This is a genomic window from Sediminibacillus halophilus (assembly GCF_900103695.1).
Classification (GTDB): domain Bacteria; phylum Bacillota; class Bacilli; order Bacillales; family Amphibacillaceae; genus Sediminibacillus; species Sediminibacillus halophilus.
Map to the genome: position 1 here is coordinate 1,202,926 of NZ_FNHF01000001.1, position 17,831 is coordinate 1,220,756.

Consider the following 17,831-nt stretch of genomic DNA (forward strand, 5'->3'; position numbering starts at 1 on the left):
GCGGTTTGTATATCACATTGTTTCTATTGCTTAAATACCGAGAATGTTAAAGCCAGAATCGACGTGAATGGTTTCTCCAGTCACTCCCCTGGAAAGATCGCTCATCAGATAATAGGCCGTATCGCCAACTTCTTCCTGCGTGACTGTCCTGCGCAATGGAGCCTTTTCTTCAATTTGCTTCAAGACGCTGTTGAACTCACCAATGCCTTTTGCAGAAAGGGTGCGGATCGGGCCAGCGGAAATCGCATTTACACGAATGTTTCGCTTTCCTAAGTCATTGGCCAAATACTTCATACTCGCATCAAGACTGGCTTTTGCAACTCCCATGACATTATAATTTTGCACCACACGTTCTCCGCCAAGATACGTCATGGTCACGATGCTTCCGCCCTCTGTCATCAGCTTTTCTGCAGCTCTTGTGACAGCGACGAGGGAAAAAGCACTTATGTTTTGCGATAACAAAAAGCCGTCCCTGCTGGTTTCGACAAATTCGCCCTTCAAATCCTCTTTATCAGCGAAGGCAATACAGTGAGCTAGTCCGTGAATCGTCCCCACATCTTCTCCAATTTGCTGAAATGTGGCGTCGACTGCCTCATCATTGGTGACATCACACTCATAAAACAGTGCGTCCTGCCCCTCTAACGTGGATACTAGATCTTTTACCGGCTTCTCAAACCGTTCATTGGCATAAGTAAAAATCAGTCTTGCCCCGGCTTCATGCAGGGACCTTGCGATTCCCCAGGCAATACTTCTTTTATTGGCCACACCCATTACTACATATGTACGGCCTTCCAGTGAAAACTTCATCCCTTTTTCCTCCTTGAGGTTTCTTGCTCGTTTTTTATTACTAGTTATTAGTACCTGATACTATTAATATCTTATCGAAACTTTCCGGTTAACACAACTGATTTACCGTTCAGCCCTTGTTATGCTTTTGGCACGTTCAATTCCCAATGTATACCATACTTGTCTATAACTTTGGCATAACGAGCGTTCCAGAATGTATCCTGCAGTTCCATGGTAACTTGACCTTCATCTGCTAAAGCCTGATAAACATGCTGGATTTCATCCTCACTTTCAAGCGCTAAACTTAACTCGATTTGACTTCCTTTGGCAGGTGCTTCCCCGAATACATCGACAAAATAAAAAACATTCCTGTCATCGACATGCAGCTCGGCGTGTATGTATTTCCCTTCGTGGCCCTTAAACATTTCTATTTCGTCAGCCAGCTGTGTATTTTTGATTTCTCCACCGAATATCTGCTGATAAAACGTTAATGCCTCTTTGCAGTTTTCAACGGTGATATGCGGAATAATCATCTGCATGAACATCTACTCCTTTCAAGATTTCCAACCTATCTTATGATTCTCGCCCTAAATGCAATAATCCTGCCCGACATTAACGCCGGACAGGATTTTTTAAAATCCGTATTCTAATAATGATTGTAATTCTTCGACATATTCCGAAGAACCTGTGACGATAAGGTGGTCTCCCAACCGCAACTCCGTATCCCCATGAGGTACGATGGAATCCTTGCCCCGGAATATTCGCACCATGATGACATCACCAGTAAACGGAAACTCTCTAATCAGCGTTTCGTCATACACTGGGTTATTCATATTGATTTCGTAAAGGGCGCTCTCCTGTTCGGTCAAAATATCCACGACGCTCGGCGCTACAATCAACGCTTTAAGCAACGCCTTACTGGAAAGCAATACAGAGAAAACATCGATTCCCAGTTCCTTCAATTCTTTGTCGAGTCCAGGTTTTTCCACACGGGCAATGACGCGCTCAATGCCCTTTTCTTTTGCGTAAGAAGCAATTTCCGCATTCTTCTCTTCATTGCCGGTAGATACAACCAAAATGTCCACATCGAAAACATTCTGTTTTTCCATTAAACCTATATCATAACTGTCCAACTGGGTAATATCGAAAATCGACCTGGTGATTTTTTCATCGAGTTTTTCCATTTTCGTATGGTACATATAGATTTCAAACATATTGTTATCCAATTCCCGAACAACCGGCAATGTTGCCTGGTTGGTCCCGATGAAGGAAACGACTTGCTTATGCTCAGGTTCTACATTGTTAATATATAACTTTTTGAAAACCGGCGGAGTAACCAGGCATGTCAACACGGCCACTAAAATCAAGGCACCTTCCATTTGGTTGTCGATGATGCCCATTCTTTCTCCGATTGTGGCAGCAGCGATTACCAAGGATAAAGTCGTAGTGAGAATCATCCCGGAACTGATAACCGTCCGCCAATCATACCACTTTCTCATGATCAGCGCTGGCACCAATTTAGATACCAATAGCGCAATAAAGAGTAGCGGTATTAATGCCAGGACTTTCGGATTGCTAAATAAGGACCAGATGTCGATATCGACACCGACCATGACAAAAAATATCGGAATCAAAAAGCCATAACCGAAGCTGTCCAGTTTTTGTACCAAATCCTGGTTTGGAGATAATAAGGAAACTAGCGCACCGGCCAAAAATGCTCCAAGGATGTTCTCGGCGCCCACTGTTTCCGACAAGGCCACCAGAAAAATAATCAGTGTAAAAACGGCACGCGTACCGATCTGGATAGTTCCCTTCGACATCGTCTCCAAAAAAGTCTGGTTTCGGAATCGTTTGCCGATGAAGTACAACAATACTCCGGCACCGAATAGAATAAGCAGAAGCCACATGTTGCCTGATTCTTCTCCATAAAACGAAACAAATACTGCCAACAAAATCATTGTCACCAAGTCTGCGATCACGGCAATCAACAGGATTGTCTGACCGACAGTGGTTTTCATTGCCTGTGCTTCTTTTAAAGTTGGTACAACAACACCGAGTGAAATAGTGGATATGATTAATGTCATCAAGAACATATTATCGATAAAGCCGCCCAACACGAATAAGTAAGACAACAGCAGGGACAACGCTAAAATGGCCAGGAACACGATTATGGCAATCCATACGGCACTTGGCTGTTTAATTGTTTGGTTGCTGTTGCGTTTGTTTCTGCCTTTTTTAGCAAATATCGTAAAGTCTATTTCCAGACCGCTCAAAAACATGAGAAAAATGAATCCCAAGGTGGAAAGTGTCTCCAGCCAGGTGCTGTCATCTACGATATTAAAGCCGCTATGTCCAATAATCAACCCGACGATGATTTCAGCTACGACTACAGGAATGGCTTTCAAACGCAGGCGATGCATTAATATAGGAGTGAAAAATGCCGCTAAAATGACAATCACCAGGGAGGTTACTGATTCTCCATGCTCCATGTGTCACAACCTCCTATCCATGTATTAGTAAGTTCATAAATGCGGTAGCCATTCCAAAATATATCAAGACCGAGATGATATCGTTAATTGTCGTGATAAATGGCCCGGAAGCTACTGCTGGATCAATATTGAGCCGGTGCATCATGATCGGAATCAAAGAACCGGCAATGGTGGCCACAATCAGCGTGGCCATGATAGAAAAACCAACCAACATGCCAAGGTAAATATCTCCGTACCAAATGTATAAAACCAAAGTAATAAGGAGTCCGCAACAGAAGCCTGTAACTAAACCGGTTCCCGCTTCGCGCATAATCATTTTCCATTTACCCTGTCTTTCAAATTCTCCAGTGGCAATACCTCTAACCGCAACTGCCAGCGCCTGTGTCCCCGTATTCCCCGCCATGCCACCAATCAACGGAATAAATATAGCTAAGATCGGTTTTTGACCGAGAGTTTCTTCAAATCTTCCGATTAAGCTTGCTGTGAGCATTCCTAAGAATAAGAGGATGATCAACCAAGGAAGACGTTTTTTTGCAGACGCAATCGCACTGTCATCCGGACTGTCTACGTCCGAAATACCGGCCAGCTTGGAGTAGTCATCGCTAGCCTCTTCTTGCATGACATCCATAATATCATCAACTGTGATAATTCCAAGCAAGTGATCCTGAAAATCGACTACAGGGAGTGCCAGAAAGTCATAATCCCGCATCATTTGCGCAATATCCTCCTGGTCTTCACCTACAGGCACAGAAACAACCCTTTCGCTCATGACATCGGATATGAGCCAGTCTCCTTCGGCAATGATTAAGTCACGAAGCGAGAGGACACCGACAAGTCGTTTTTGATTATCAATTACATAGGTATAATAAATCGTTTCTGCATCTGGCGCTTCTTTACGCAAATGCTTCATTGCTTCGTTGATGGTCTGATTGGCATTCAGCACAACGAACTCCGTCGTCATGATACTTCCTGCCGTCTTTTCTTCGTAATGCAGCAACTGTTTAATTTCTTCGGCAGCATCCTTTTCCATGATCGTCAAATAGCTTGCTACCTTATTCTTATCGAGTTGGTTCAGTATATCCACCGCATCATCCGTGGACATTTCTGCAAGGACATTCGCCGCAAAAGCGGTTGTCATTTCAGTAAAAAACGGTTCAATATCTTCTATATCGATATTTTCCATTACATCTGCTATTTCTTCGGATGCCAGATAGGAATAAATCTGTTGGCGGACCTGCTCTGATTGGGTTTCGAAGATTTTCGCCTGATCGTAAGGATGCAGCTCGAGAAACTCTGCCCGAAACTGGTCGATTTGCCGATTGAACAAGGCATCCTGGATTTTTTCCCAATATTGCTCTCTTTCCTGTTCATCTAAATGCTCCATCCATACAACCCCCTTACTTCTAGAAAGTATTATCGTAAGTGCCGGCTGACTTTTTGTCAACGACAGAAACGTGAACATATGATGTAGTTTTTATATTTTTTGTTAGAAGAAACAAAACAACGCTTAAAATTATTAACAATTTGATGTAAACTGAACTATGTATGACTTTGACTTCTTTTTACTTTCCATAAACAAGAAAGTAATTTATTCTATATTTTATCGAAAAAAATCCATAACAGATACTTTTTTGCATAAAGCGATTGCCTTTCTTCTTGATAAGGCTGAAAACCTCATCTTAATGTACAAGATAGGCCTGGTTGTTTCAATATATTTAACGAAATCTTTAAACCGGATGTAAAATGGCTGACTGTTTAACTCCGTTAACAGTCAGGAAAGAAAGGGAACCTTATGAATTCTAACAACAATTCTTCAATTGATTATACATTAATATTCATCGTGCTTTTGCTTGGAATCGTCAGCTGTTTTACGCTATATTCTGTTCAACCTTATTTGGGCAGTGAAGCGCAGGATAACTATTTCATAAAACAGATAGCCTGGTACGTTGCAGGCGGTCTGGTTGTAGGTGGGATTATGTGGATCGACTACGACCGCTTCCGCCATATTTCCTGGTATTTATATGGCGCAGGGATGGTCACCCTGTTAATGCTGTTCTTCCAATTTCCGCCGCAGATCATCCATACCGCCAATAATGCGACCAGTTGGTTTATTTTTCCTGGAATAGGGACCATCCAGCCGGCGGAATTTTTCAAAGTGTTTTTAGTTATCGCGTTAGCACATGTCATGGTCAGCCATAATGAAAAATTTAAAAACCGTACAAATAAAAGCGACTTATGGTTAATTGCGAAGATAGCGATAGTCAGTCTGCCTCCTATGGGTTTGATTGCTGTCCAACCTGACTTAGGCGGCTTTCTTGTGTTGGCTGCGATTGTCGCCTGTATGGTACTCGTATCCGGTATCCGCTGGCGCGTCCTTTCGGCAGTAACATTGCTCGGACTCTTAATCATCGGAGCGGCGATAGGTCTGTCGATCATGTATCCGGATACCGTTGGAACAACCTTGGAAGAAAGTGTCTTCAAACACGTGGAAAGTCGTTTCTATGGCTGGCTTGATCCGGAAAAATACACGGAATCAGGTTACCAGCTAAAAAAAGCAATGCTTGCAATTGGTTCCGGACAGCTAACCGGAAAAGGAATGCGGGATTTTGAAGTAGATGTACCGGAAAGGCAAACCGATATGATTTTTACCGCGATAGCGGAACAATACGGGTTCATAGGTGCCAGTATCGTTGTAACCTTGTTGTTTTTACTGATTTATCGGCTGATATATATTGCCCTGCAAAGCAATGATGAATTTGGCAGTTTTATTATCACCGGTTTAATCGGAATGTTCGCTTTCCAAATCTTCCAAAACATCGGAATGTCGGTACAGCTCCTTCCAATTACCGGTCTGCCGCTTCCGTTCCTGAGTTACGGGGGGAGCTCGACGCTCACCTATATGATTGCCATCGGGCTTGCATTGAATATTCGATCACGGACAAAACAATATATGTTTGATTAACCATCAGGGTGGAATGCTAGAAGATAGCTTTCACCCTTCTTTATGTGTGGAAAAAATTTTGAACAGGAGAGATCAATTGTGAAATTGGACATCATCGGTGATATCCACGGCTGCTATGAAGAGTTGCAGCACTTATTTAAAGAGCTCGGCTACAATATAAAAGAAGGTGCTCCTGTGCATCCTGATGGAAGAGTGCCAGTCTTTATCGGAGATTTGACCGACCGCGGGCCAGACTCTGTTTCTGTGGTCAAGCTGGTTTACGAAATGGTACGCGATAAGAAAATCGCGAAATATGTACCTGGAAACCACTGTAACAAACTTTACCGCTACTTTTTGGGCAACAATGTAAAACAACAACACGGACTGGAAACAACCGTTTCCGAATATAAAGCGCTGGACAGTAAACAACAAAAGATGATCCGGCACCATTTCATGGATTTATATGAATCTGCCCCGCTTTATTTGCAGATGCCTGAAGCGCACGCTGTCGTTGCTCACGCCGGCATTAGCCAGGATTTAATTGGTAAATCAGGTAAAAAAGTAAAGACCTTTGTCTTGTATGGGGATATTACGGGCGAAACGCATGAAGACGGACGGCCAGTCAGACGCGATTGGGCTCAACAATACCAGGGGGAAGATTGGATTGTTTATGGCCATACACCCGTTCTAGAGCCAAGAATCGTTAACCGTACAATCAACATTGATACCGGATGTGTGTTCGGTAATAAGCTGACCGCATTCCGGCTCCCTGAAGAAGAAACCGTGTCCGTCCCCTCACAGCAGCCCTTTATGGAAGAAAAATTCCGATCATTTGATTGATACAGAGCGGGGACCTAAAGGCTATTTTCTACAAGGATAATTGCTTTTACACAAAAAATAGAAACTACATATTAATGAAAATTCTCTTACTCAGTCTAATGAAGTTGAATGTTAGTCCGAGGAAAGCGCGGGGTATTTCCGCAGCGCAGTTCTCCCACCCAATAAAGATTGGATGTCAGGAAGATTCATTCAAGTTAGTTCGTAGTTTTTATCAGATCCGCTAATAACAGGCGTCAAAAATGCGAAACAGCATTTAAGAAAAACCAAACGAGTTCGGATGCAGAGCATTTTCGAATCACCGTCTGGTTTTTGTTTAGGCCACTGTGCTTTATATTATTCGTCTAAAAGTTCTTTCATATCATCTGGCATGGGTGCAGAAAACTCGAGGCGTTCTCCTGTAGCCGGGTGCTGGAATGTAAGTGTCTTACAATGGAGAGCCTGCCTATCGATTTTATCTTTATGGCCACCATACAAGTCATCCCCCATCAAGGGGTGGCCGATATGGGAAAAATGCACACGGATTTGATGAGTCCGTCCCGTCTCCAGTCGAACATCAACTAGACTGCCTCCGGCCGTATGCCGGATCACCTGGTAATGAGTAACTGCATGCTTCCCATCAGCGATTACTTCCCGTTCGATCATCGAAGTCTCTTTTTTGGCAATCGGAGCATCAATCGTTGCACTCTCCGTCTTAAGTTCACCCTCTACCAGCGCATAATAACTGCGATTCACGCTCCCAGATTTTTGTTTTTCAAACAGCAAAGAGTGGCTGAACCGATGTTTCGCCACCAACAGCAATCCCGATGTATCCCTGTCCAGCCGTGTGACAACATGAACCGTGTAGGTAAGGCCCAGCCGTTCATAGTAACCGATCAGCGCGTTGGCAATTGTCCCGGTCGGATGCAGCATGGATGGAATCGTGACAATCCCTGCCGGCTTGTTCAAGACAAGGATATCTTCGTCCTCGTAAACGATATCAAGCGGGATGTCCTCCCCTATCAAATGGCTGCCACGCTTTTCCGGTGGAAATACAACCGCCAGTTCATCACCTGCAGCCAGCGTCTGCCGGACAGTTACAGGCTGTCCGTTTTTTAAAATCGATCCTCCGCCGAACTTTACGGACCGCAATATCCGCCGTGAAAAGCCTTGAATTTGTTGTAGGTATTCTTTAATGAGCATGCCCTCATGCTCAGCTGTAATTTTCCAATTCAAGCATCTCACCTTTTCACCATTAATTTATCTTTCGTCTGCAACAAATGAATCATGCACTCTCTTCCAAAACGGGAACGAACGGAATCGGGCAAATCTTATTTTCTTATCCGCCACTTTGCAAATGATCCGGTCGACATTTGCATACGTTTTGGTAATGTGATCGATTGTAATCAAAAAACTTTTATCATAAATCGGCCGGAAATCGCAGGCATGATGTTTTGGGAGGATCAGTGGCGAGCCGATCGTCCGGAACACCCGGTTATTGATTGATGCCATCTCAGTTATTTGAATCGACTCCAATGATGGATGGATTATGCCACCGCCCAATGCTTTATTGTATGCCGTACTCCCGGACGGGGTAGAAATACAAAGGCCATCCCCACGGAATGTTTCAAAGTGTTCCCCTTTTATTTCCACGTCCAATACAACGGATCCTTCAGCTGTTTTAATTGAGCATTCATTCAACGCCAAGAAGCGGTCGGTTTCTCCTCCTTCTTTGGGGCAAATCGTAACTTCCAATAATGGGTATTCCACCACTTGGAATGGATTTTTGGCGATTTCAATGATCAATTTTTCTACTTCATCCGGAACCCAATCAGCATAAAAGCCCAGATGCCCAGTGTGAATTCCAATAAATGCCGTTTTGTCCAAGCGATTGATGTATGTATGAAATGCTTCTAAAAACGTCCCATCACCGCCGACAGAAACTACAAGATCTGGTTCCTCCTCATCGTAGACCAGTTCAAAGTCAACCAAATATTGCTTGATCATCGCCTTTAATTCTTCAGATTTAGTATCCCCTTTTGACGTAATTGCAAATTTCATAGCGGCTCTCGCCCTCCTTTTAGCGACTGCTTTTGTTTTTATGGAAAATTCGCTGTGCTTCCTGGACCTCGTCTTTTATCTTGGCCATTTCCTCGTCCAGTTTGAATGCTGCTTCAGCAGCGCCTTGAAGGCGCGCCTTAATCTCAGCAGGTATTTGCCCGTCATATTTGTAATTTAATGAATGCTCATTTGTCGCCCAAAAATTCATAGCCAGTGTACGAATTTGGATCTCAGCCATTACCATTTTTTCTCCGTGTATTGTCTCCACCGGATACCGAATGATCATATGGTAAGAACGGTAACCACTATCTTTTTTGGAGGATATATAGTCCTTCTCCTCAATGATCGAAAAATCATTCCTGCTTCGAAGCATATCGATAATGGTATATATATCATCTACAAATTGACATACCACCCGGACACCGGCGATGTCCTGTATTTCGTCTTCTACACGAGGCAAATCCGTTTCTTTTCGATGAAGTTTCTCCAAGATGCTTGGTACAGGTTTTACCCTTCCAGTAATGAATTCAATCGGCGAATGCCGGGATTCAAATTCAAATTGGGCTCGCATCCCCTTTAGTTTTACCTTTAATTCCTCTACAACTTGCACATACGGAGCAAGAAAAGCTTCCCAATTCACTTGTCACGCACCACCTTCGATCATCTTGCTTGCTGATACTCTTGGTTTCGTCAATCTTAATTGTATCATAAATTTTCTGCTGGGTTACCAATTAGACATACGGCTTAACGGAAATTTCCAAAGAGACTTCTTTTGCAATTGGCGGTTTGTTTCCACCATAATGAGGTAACAGGAATGATGAAACAGGAGGAATGAGAATGGCACAGGAAATTGAAATCGAATTTAAAAACCTGCTGACTAAAATAGAATATGATCGTCTTTGTGAGTTTTTAGAAGTAGAAGAGGCGGGGGCACTAAGTCATACAAATCATTATTTTGAAACTCCTGAATTTGCATTGAAGCAGCACGGAGCTGCACTACGCATACGCGAAAAAAACGGACAATGGCAATTGACGTTGAAGGAACCTCACCCAGAGGGGTTACTGGAAACTCACGATACACTTACAGAAAATGAAGCAGCTTCGTGGATAAACGGAGACATCATACCGAAGCCACAGGTTGCTGCCCAGCTTAACCGGCTCGGAATTGATTTTGCGGAACTTGCTTATGGCGGTGCTTTGACGACCCAGAGAATCGAAACAGAATTCAAAGAAACCATAGTGGTATTGGACCATAGCACTTATAACGGGTATAACGATTATGAATTGGAAGTAGAGGCACAAGAACGGCAGCATGGCCAGCAAGTATTTAGTGAACTTCTTGATCGCCTGGAAATTAGCAAAAAACGGACACCGAACAAAATTAAAAGATTCTACGACTCCATGGAAAACAGATAAGTTGCCCAATATAACCGGCAATTGTTACAATAAGGAAAAATCTTGTTAAGCTTGTTTTTGTACAGCCGGAAATTGAAAAGATACGGTTGGGAAAAGCTTAAGAGTAACTTTCTTGCAAAGTTGGAGAGGAAATGAAACATGACTGATTCCGTTACCCTGTATGAAGCCATAGGCGGCAGGGAAAAAATAGAACAACTCGTTCAAGCCTTTTATAAACGGGTGGCGAAACATCCGGCATTAAAACCGATATTTCCAGATGATTTAACAGAAACCGCCAGAAAACAGCAACAGTTTCTGACGCAGCTGTTCGGTGGCCCAGCTTTATATACAGAAGAACACGGGCATCCAATGCTCCGGAGACGACATTTGCCGTTTCCGATCACCCCGACCAGACGTGACGCCTGGCTCGAATGCATGGAACAAGCCTTAGCAGAAGCCGAAGTGGAAGAGCCCTATCGAAGTGCCATTTTTGAACGATTGACAATGACAGCATCGCATATGATGAATACACCTGAGGATGAGAAAGGAGAATCGTTGTGAGCTGGAAACCGACTGGGCCAACTAGTAATGCAGACACAAGAAACTCGGCGCAGTATGGCTTTTTCGATTTGCTGAAAAAACCGGTTGAAATCTATGTCTTCATAGATCCTTTATGTCCGGAATGCTGGTCTTTGGAACCGAGCTTGAAAAAGCTGTCCATTGAATATGGCAGGTTTTTCACCATTCGTCCGATTCTGAGCGGGCAGCTTACCGTGTTGAATAAAGATAAATTTGATAAACCGAAAAAATTAAAAGAAATATGGGAACGGACGGCCTCTCGTACCGGAATGAGCTGTGACGGTGATTTATGGCTGGAGAACCCCGTCAATCTGCCCTGGCTAGCATCCCTTGCAATCAAGGCGGCAGAGTTGCAAGGGAAAAAAGCCGGCAGAAACTTCTTGCGTAAAGTACAAGAAAATTTGTTCTTGAACAAACGGGATATATCTGATGAAACAACCTTGATTGAGTGTGCCGGAGAAGTGAACCTTGATGTACAAGAGTTCACCCAGGATCTGTATTCTAATTCCGCCAAAAAAGCACTGCAATGTGATTTAAAGTTAACGCAAGAGATGGAAGTCGAATACATTCCTACCATGGTATTCTTTAATGAATCCGAGGAAGAAGGCGGCTTGAAAGTCTCAGGGCTATATCCTTATGACATTTACGTAAAAGTATTAAAACAAATGTTGCAAATGGATCCGCCCCCAGCCAAGAAACCGGAGTTAGAAGAGTTCATTTCATATTACGGCTTTGTCGGCAACAAGGAAATTTCCGTTGTCTATGATTGGTCTAAGGAAAAAACAGAAAAAGAAATGAAAAAACTTCAGTTGAAACAAATGGTGGAAAAAGTTCCAGTGAAATATGGAACCTTTTACCGGCATGTTAAAGGCTGATTCTCCTCTTGTTCATACAAGGGTATTTTTGACACTCAGGCAATTTACCTGGGTGTTTTTTTATTAAATAGCAATTGATAGAAACTACGATATTGTTTGAAAGCCTCTTCCTAACTTCCTGCACATCCACTTGGTAAAGCAGTTTTCTTTACCTAGTTAGCTGAAGCCGTGCCCGCGGAAAGCGAAGTATGCTTACCGAAGCGGTGGTTAATATGCTTTTTGAATAGGCAATAGCACATCCCATTATAGTTAATGCGGATTTTGCGAAAATAAAAAGGAAGGATATACATTTGTATACCCTTCCTGTAGTCTATATTCTATAGACAAAGGGGGGATGGGAGAAAGTTAAGTCAAACAAAGGGGTATTGTTTGTTAATTATCTCACAAGTTAAATATATCAAGAATAAAAAAAGGAGGCAACAGTTTTGCTCATGTATTCACAAAACTGTCATACTTCTATTGAGATAACAGAATGCATACAATTTTCTTAACAACATGTAAAGGAGGCAAGGGCATGCAAGGCTTACTGCCTTTTATCTTTTTACTGGCAACTGTTGCTGCATTCTTCCTCAACCTTCTCGGTTTTATGCGTCTTTTGCCTTTGTACTTCACGCTGCCTCTTTTGTTCATCACCATTTATCTCACAATCTTCTCTTTCGTGTACAGACATGCTTTCAAAGGTTTTTCCAGGATGAGAAGCCGCAGATGGTAAAACAGAGCAGACACCTTGTTAAAATCAGGTGTCTGCTCTGTTTTATTCTACCTTATCCAATAAAGATTCCATTTCCGAAAGCTTATCTTCAAATACCCGCAGCGCGTCTAAGATCGGTTTCTTCGACGTCATGTCGACACCCGCTTTTTTCAGCACTTCAATTGGGTAATCACTGCTTCCTGCCTTCAGGAATTCCAAATACCTGTCGACAGCAGGCTGTTCTTCCTTTAAAATTTGTGAAGCTAGCGAAGTCGCCGCAGAATAGCCGGTCGCATACTGATACACATAGTAATTATAATAGAAATGTGGAATCCTTGCCCATTCAAGGCCGATTTCCTCATCAATCACCAGTTCATCACCAAAATACTTCTTGTTCAACTCATAATACATTTCTGTCAACTTATCCGCGGTTAAAGCCTCCCCATTTTGCATGTGGGTATGAATATCATGCTCGAACTCAGCAAACATTGTCTGACGGAATACTGTACCGCGGAACCCTTCAAGGAAGTGGTTCAGCAAGAATAGTTTTTCTTTTTCATCCTCGGTGTTCTCGATCAGGTATTCATTCATGAGCGCTTCATTACATGTAGATGCCACTTCCGCAACAAAGATGGAATAATTTCCGTAACGGAACGGTTGATTGTTCCTGGAATAGTAACTGTGCATAGAATGACCAAGCTCATGAGCAAGCGTAAACAGATTGTTCAAGTTATCCTGCCAATTCAACAAAATGTATGGATTGGTCCCGTAAGCTCCTGAAGAGTAAGCCCCGCTGCGCTTTCCTTTGTTTTCATCTACATCTATCCAACGATCTTTATACCCTTCCCGAATAGTATTAACATACTCCTCCCCGAGTGGCGCCAATCCTTTCAGCACTGTTTCTTGGGCTTCTTCATATGGTATTTTCATCGAGATATCTTTAACAAGCGGTGTATAAAGATCATACATATGCAGTTCATCAAGCTTGAGAACTCGCTTGCGCAGCTCTACATATCGATGCAGAAGCGGGAGCCTTTCATTGACGGCACTGACCAGATTATCATATACCTCTTCCGGTATATTATTGTTATCCAACGCTGCCTGGCGGGCAGAATCGTATTTACGTATTTTTGCGTAAAAATTATTCTTTTTGACAGCTCCGCTCAAAGTAGAAGCAAAGGTATTTTTAAAGCTGCCGAATGTTTCATACATCGCCTTGAAAGCGTCTTTCCGTACACGTGGATCGTCGGACTCCAAAAAGTTGATATAACGTCCATGTGTCAGGTCGACTTCATTACCTTTCTCGTCTCTAATCGATGGAAAAGTTAAATCGGCGTTATTTAACATCCCAAAGGTCTGAGACGGATTATCGGTAACCTCGGAAACCTCCGCAAGCAGCTCCTCTTCCTTTTCGGATAAAACATGCGGACGCTGTCTGTTTATTTCATTCAAAGTATGCTCATACTGTTTTAATTTTTGATTTTCTTCAATAAATGACTTCAGCTTCTCCTCATCTAACGACAAAATCTCCGGTACAATGAAACTCATCGCGCTCGAAGCCTGCGTAAGAATATTTTCCGCTTTGGCGTTCAACGCCTGGTATAGTGAATTGGTTGTGTCCTGGTCATATCTCATATGAGCGTATGTATAAAGTTTCCCCAAACGCTCGGATACATTGTCTTGAAGTTTTAAAAGGTTATAAAGGGTATCTGCCGACTCACTTATCTTCCCTTGGTATTGTTTGAATTCCGGCAACTTGTTTTTTAATGCTTCGAATTCCTTTTCCCACTCTTCATCTATTACAAAGATATCTTCCAGTCTCCAAGTTCGTTCTAACGGTACTTGTTCACGGCTTTGTAATTCTTTGTTCGCTTGTGCCAACGCCTATTCCTCCTTGATAATTTTTTCAGCTATCCATTTCCCAATTCTCGGTAGATCCCGCATATTCTTTCCTGTTAAAGGAGAGCTCTTTTCTATTATATCGTGTTTGCTGCTCAATCATGCGAGTTGATGCTTGAGAATGACTTTTGCTTTTGCAGGGCCTGGATAATCCTTCTGTCATCACTTAGGGCTTGTTCCACATTTTCCGGAAAAGTAATCGGGGTTTGTTTTTTCAATTGACGGTCACTCACGAGGGTTATCATGTGCAGGGATTCCAACAGGGTTAAATACTCACGGATGGGATCGTGCGGACTATTTATAAGCGGAAATTCAGATGAGGGATTAATTTCCGCCTTTAATAGACGATAACAGGGGGCTAAGGAGACGGTGCGTTGGAATGGTAAATTCATTAAATACTCGAGGAACAGCCTGCTTTGCCAATCCCACGGTGGGGTTTTCATTCGATACTGACCGATAACTGGTAGATAAATATAGCTCGGCAACAGACTCTGATGGTAACCTTTCTGGTACAGCCATTGGCGCCATGACTGATGAAGGCGGCCTGTCCATTTTGATGGTGGTTTTGTTCGAAATTTCTGCTTCTCTTGCAGCCAACTCTCTAATAAAAACGGTTGAAACTGTTTCATATCTTGTAATAAAAGGCGAAATTGGGTGTGCCTCAGTGGAAGAAAATGCAAGTCTCCATAAAAATTGCCGTTTCCTGCAGATTGTATCTGTCGAAATAGACAGAATTGACCAGTGTTTGGACAATAAAAGTTCATTAGAAGAGAACTACTATGATTATAACGGGTTAAAAAGGAGCGATCCATCGAGGTTAGCCGGATTTTTCTGGCGCCAGTTCGCTTTAAGCGATTTCCACCTAGTATCCATAAAGGTTCGATAGCAAGTTTGCGGTAATCCTCCGTTCGTTTGTACAATTCCTCTCTGTCCAATGCTGCACATTGAAATTCCAAAGCGATCACTTTCTTACCGAGGCGAAGCAAAACATCCGGCCTTCTGCCGATCTCCGGCAAATACTTTTCAAGCGTAGCATCCAGCCCTTGATTTCTAAGCCACTGAAATAAATGCAACTTGCCTCGTTCATGGTATTCTCCTTCTCCTTTATGATCAGCGCAAGAACTATTTGGGGAATGAGAAAAGTGCGCGATCATTGTCCTGCCTGCTTTGACGATTACCCTCTCGCCACATACCGGACAGTAAAACCTCTGTTGTGCTCGCATCCTCTCTACAACCGAACGCTTAAAATTAGCCAAGATGACCGGCACGCCATCCTGATTACGGGCTTGCAGCATAATTATCTATCCCTCCTTTTTATAAAGGCTTTTTTCTCGGAATTTCTTACTCCTTCAAACTTTTCCCTGTTAGAGAAAACTGCGACTATCCGACTGAAGCTGCGCTCGGGGAAAAATGAAGAAGTGTGGAGGAAGCGTTTGGTCTATACAGTCCAAACGCTTACATGTAACAATCATTTAGAAACAGCCTTTATATATATGGATTCGTTGCTTAAGAAAGAATTCCTGTCTGAATGGGTTGAGAAAAATATTTGCCTCAAAAAAAAATAAAGCATCCGACTTTTGTCGAATGCTTAGCTTATTTAGCAGGAAAATATTGCTTAATTTGTGAAAGAGCGTGTTCAGCAAATATTGGTTTGCCATACTCTTCCAATCGATGGATGGTAATCGGAGATTCGTTACCGAATTCAAGCAACTGACTTAAAATGTCTTCTTGCTCATCGTCCGTCATATGGTTTTCTTCAAATTCTAAATATAACAAGTACTGATCCTCAAAATGGTACAGACGATCCGTCAATCCTTCTGTTTCAGTAAAATAATGGCTTAGTTGAATGATATCTTCAAAATCTTTAAAGCTAACCACGAACGACAAATTACCCTCCTCATCATCTTCGGAATGATGATTGGTGTCATGTCCAGCCTCATCGGAGCTGCCAAACTTTTCATCCAACATTGATTCAATTTTCTCATCAACCGGCATATCGATTGTTTTACCATTTTCCGTTGGCAATTCAAGGTTTTGACCGTCCTTGGATAATTGGGCTTTGGTTACAACAATTTCCAATCCTTTATCAAGTGCCTGGACTTGAATCCATAGCGGACCATCAACATTGAAATCATCTTCCTTGTAGTTGACTTCGTCCATTACTTGCCAAAAAAGCTGTTCACTCCGTTCCCGGTTATACCAAATTTCTTCACGGTCGAACCCTCTATCTTCAATATCCATATAAGAAATGTAAAATTTGACTGTATTTTCATTGATCCGTTCGATTTCCACTTTCTTCTCTCTCCCTTCTACTTATTATTAGGTGGAAGAGAAAAACTTCACCTATTTGTAATCCTATAAATCCATACCCGTTACGAGTTCCCATCAACCCTCAAATATAAGCTACAGCTTCTTATCTTTATTTTATGATAAAGAAATTGTTTTTGAAAATATAAAAGCCTATATTTACTAAAAAACAAAGATTGTTCTTTTTAAATAAATACAAACCGGCATCTTAGATTACCAGTCTATAAATATTTATTTTAGCTTATTTATGGCAAAATGTCATCCCTTTATACCTGGTCAATAAACTGAAAATATTTGGCAGGCTATCCTTCAACAAGGTTGATCTGTTTGTAAATACGGGGATAACCGGATACTGATACCTAGAAGTACGAGAGGTTGTAATCGCGCCTAGGTATTTCCGTACTTTCTTAAGGATAGAAAAAGCGCAGGTCCTGTAAAAAAGACCCGCGCCTCTTATGCTATATTAGTTAACCATTCTTTGCGCTTCTCGCAATTGGAAAGTACGGACAGTTCTAGGTAAGAATCTGCGAATTTCATCTTCGTTATAACCTACCTGCAATCTTTTCTCATCAAGAATGATTGGGCGGCGAAGAAGACCAGGATTTTCTTGAATTAAGTTAAAGAGGTCTTTCATTGGAAGTTGATCAAGATTCATATCTAGTTTTTGAAAAACTTTAGACCTTGTTGAAATTATTTCATCGGTGCCATCTTCTGTCATTCTCAAAATTTCCTTGATTTCATCAAGTGTCAAGGTTTCCGAGAAGATATTTCGCTCACTGAATGGTATATCATGCTCTTCTAACCATGCTTTTGCTTTACGGCAAGATGTACAACTTGGTGAGGTATAAAGTGTTACCATGGAAACTTCACTCCTCATAGCGCAGATTATTTATCGTCATTTTATGATTTTGAAGAAGATATTAAATTAAAATTACTTTAAATAACTCTTCTATGTATAGTATACTATACTTGTCAATATGAAGGTAGGTTTT

General features: G+C 42.1%; 17 protein-coding genes. 6 read left to right on the top strand and 11 right to left on the bottom strand.

Translation table 11 applies throughout. The features are described from left to right. Nucleotides 1-30: 30 nt before the first annotated feature. From fabI to mgtE, 4 genes are all read right to left on the bottom strand, one after another. Complete coding sequence (gene fabI / locus BLR82_RS06185) at nt 31-807, bottom strand: enoyl-ACP reductase FabI (protein WP_074598072.1); 777 nt, start codon at nt 805-807, stop codon at nt 31-33. A 119-nt stretch (nt 808-926) separates the two neighbouring features. Next, complete coding sequence (locus BLR82_RS06190; RefSeq protein WP_074598073.1) at nt 927-1,325, bottom strand: VOC family protein; 399 nt, start codon at nt 1,323-1,325, stop codon at nt 927-929. 93 nt (nt 1,326-1,418) lie between these two features. Then, on the bottom strand, nt 1,419-3,275 hold the full coding sequence (locus BLR82_RS06195; protein ID WP_074598074.1) for a monovalent cation:proton antiporter family protein: 1,857 nt from the start codon (nt 3,273-3,275) through the stop codon (nt 1,419-1,421). Between the two features lie 13 nt (nt 3,276-3,288). Continuing rightward, nucleotides 3,289-4,659 carry a magnesium transporter gene (gene mgtE / locus BLR82_RS06200; protein ID WP_074598075.1) on the bottom strand — a complete coding sequence of 457 codons (1,371 nt, stop codon included), beginning with the start codon at nt 4,657-4,659 and terminating at the stop codon, nt 3,289-3,291. A gap of 408 nt (nt 4,660-5,067) precedes the next feature. On the opposite strand from mgtE, the gene BLR82_RS06205 reads away from it, so the two are divergent. Beyond that, a complete protein-coding gene (locus BLR82_RS06205; protein WP_074598076.1) occupies nt 5,068-6,237 on the top strand; it encodes an FtsW/RodA/SpoVE family cell cycle protein in 1,170 nt (389 codons plus the stop codon). A gap of 78 nt (nt 6,238-6,315) precedes the next feature. After that, entirely contained in the window at nt 6,316-7,056 is a 741-nt protein-coding gene (prpE, locus tag BLR82_RS06210; protein ID WP_074598077.1) for a bis(5'-nucleosyl)-tetraphosphatase PrpE, read from the top strand. Between the two features lie 333 nt (nt 7,057-7,389). On the opposite strand, the gene BLR82_RS06215 is transcribed toward prpE, so the two are convergent. Genes BLR82_RS06215 through yjbM form a run of 3 tightly spaced genes read right to left on the bottom strand, consistent with a single transcriptional unit; the run spans nt 7,390 to nt 9,733 of the window. Next, a complete protein-coding gene (locus tag BLR82_RS06215; protein WP_245693656.1) occupies nt 7,390-8,268 on the bottom strand; it encodes an RluA family pseudouridine synthase in 879 nt (292 codons plus the stop codon). A 24-nt stretch (nt 8,269-8,292) separates the two neighbouring features. Then, nucleotides 8,293-9,093, bottom strand: a complete 801-nt coding sequence (locus tag BLR82_RS06220; RefSeq protein ID WP_074598078.1) for an NAD kinase — start codon at nt 9,091-9,093, stop codon at nt 8,293-8,295. Nucleotides 9,094-9,112: 19 nt separating this feature from the next. Continuing rightward, complete coding sequence (gene yjbM, locus BLR82_RS06225) at nt 9,113-9,733, bottom strand: GTP diphosphokinase (RefSeq protein WP_074598079.1); 621 nt, start codon at nt 9,731-9,733, stop codon at nt 9,113-9,115. A gap of 197 nt (nt 9,734-9,930) precedes the next feature. On the opposite strand from yjbM, the gene BLR82_RS06230 reads away from it, so the two are divergent. The 4 genes from BLR82_RS06230 (at nt 9,931) to BLR82_RS06245 (ending at nt 12,654) form a co-directional block, all read left to right on the top strand. After that, complete coding sequence (locus BLR82_RS06230) at nt 9,931-10,509, top strand: CYTH domain-containing protein (protein ID WP_074598080.1); 579 nt, start codon at nt 9,931-9,933, stop codon at nt 10,507-10,509. Between the two features lie 138 nt (nt 10,510-10,647). Continuing rightward, entirely contained in the window at nt 10,648-11,049 is a 402-nt protein-coding gene (locus BLR82_RS06235; RefSeq protein WP_074598081.1) for a globin domain-containing protein, read from the top strand. Then, nucleotides 11,046-11,942 carry a ClpXP adapter SpxH family protein gene (locus BLR82_RS06240; protein ID WP_074598082.1) on the top strand — a complete coding sequence of 299 codons (897 nt, stop codon included), beginning with the start codon at nt 11,046-11,048 and terminating at the stop codon, nt 11,940-11,942. The genes BLR82_RS06235 and BLR82_RS06240 overlap by 4 nt, the downstream gene beginning before the upstream one ends. 514 nt (nt 11,943-12,456) lie before the next feature. Then, nucleotides 12,457-12,654: a hypothetical protein gene (locus BLR82_RS06245; RefSeq protein WP_074598083.1), complete on the top strand. Its 198-nt coding sequence runs from the start codon at nt 12,457-12,459 to the stop codon at nt 12,652-12,654. Nucleotides 12,655-12,696: 42 nt separating this feature from the next. Here BLR82_RS06245 and pepF read toward each other — a convergent pair whose 3' ends face one another. The 4 genes from pepF to spxA all read right to left on the bottom strand — a co-directional run bounded on the left by pepF (nt 12,697) and on the right by spxA (nt 17,698). After that, nucleotides 12,697-14,514, bottom strand: a complete 1,818-nt coding sequence (pepF, locus tag BLR82_RS06250) for an oligoendopeptidase F (protein ID WP_074598084.1) — start codon at nt 14,512-14,514, stop codon at nt 12,697-12,699. 113 nt (nt 14,515-14,627) lie between these two features. Further along, entirely contained in the window at nt 14,628-15,827 is a 1,200-nt protein-coding gene (locus BLR82_RS06255) for a competence protein CoiA (RefSeq protein WP_074598085.1), read from the bottom strand. Nucleotides 15,828-16,125: 298 nt separating this feature from the next. Continuing rightward, nucleotides 16,126-16,824: an adaptor protein MecA gene (gene mecA, locus BLR82_RS06260; RefSeq protein ID WP_074598086.1), complete on the bottom strand. Its 699-nt coding sequence runs from the start codon at nt 16,822-16,824 to the stop codon at nt 16,126-16,128. A 478-nt stretch (nt 16,825-17,302) separates the two neighbouring features. Next, nucleotides 17,303-17,698 carry a transcriptional regulator SpxA gene (spxA, locus tag BLR82_RS06265; protein WP_026571105.1) on the bottom strand — a complete coding sequence of 132 codons (396 nt, stop codon included), beginning with the start codon at nt 17,696-17,698 and terminating at the stop codon, nt 17,303-17,305. Nucleotides 17,699-17,831: the final 133 nt, after the last annotated feature.

Excerpts from the sequence above, each read along its gene's own strand:
- fabI (WP_074598072.1), bottom strand. The coding sequence starts at position 807 with ATGAAGTTTTCACTGGAAGGCCGTACATATGTAGTAATGGGTGTGGCC.
- spxA (WP_026571105.1), bottom strand. The coding sequence starts at position 17,698 with ATGGTAACACTTTATACCTCACCAAGTTGTACATCTTGCCGTAAAGCA.
- BLR82_RS06235 (WP_074598081.1), top strand. The coding sequence starts at position 10,648 with ATGACTGATTCCGTTACCCTGTATGAAGCCATAGGCGGCAGGGAAAAA.
- BLR82_RS06190 (WP_074598073.1), bottom strand. The coding sequence starts at position 1,325 with ATGCAGATGATTATTCCGCATATCACCGTTGAAAACTGCAAAGAGGCA.
- BLR82_RS06255 (WP_074598085.1), bottom strand. The coding sequence starts at position 15,827 with ATGCTGCAAGCCCGTAATCAGGATGGCGTGCCGGTCATCTTGGCTAAT.
- BLR82_RS06205 (WP_074598076.1), top strand. The coding sequence starts at position 5,068 with ATGAATTCTAACAACAATTCTTCAATTGATTATACATTAATATTCATC.
- BLR82_RS06220 (WP_074598078.1), bottom strand. The coding sequence starts at position 9,093 with ATGAAATTTGCAATTACGTCAAAAGGGGATACTAAATCTGAAGAATTA.
- mgtE (WP_074598075.1), bottom strand. The coding sequence starts at position 4,659 with ATGGAGCATTTAGATGAACAGGAAAGAGAGCAATATTGGGAAAAAATC.
- BLR82_RS06245 (WP_074598083.1), top strand. The coding sequence starts at position 12,457 with ATGCAAGGCTTACTGCCTTTTATCTTTTTACTGGCAACTGTTGCTGCA.
- BLR82_RS06195 (WP_074598074.1), bottom strand. The coding sequence starts at position 3,275 with ATGGAGCATGGAGAATCAGTAACCTCCCTGGTGATTGTCATTTTAGCG.
- BLR82_RS06230 (WP_074598080.1), top strand. The coding sequence starts at position 9,931 with ATGGCACAGGAAATTGAAATCGAATTTAAAAACCTGCTGACTAAAATA.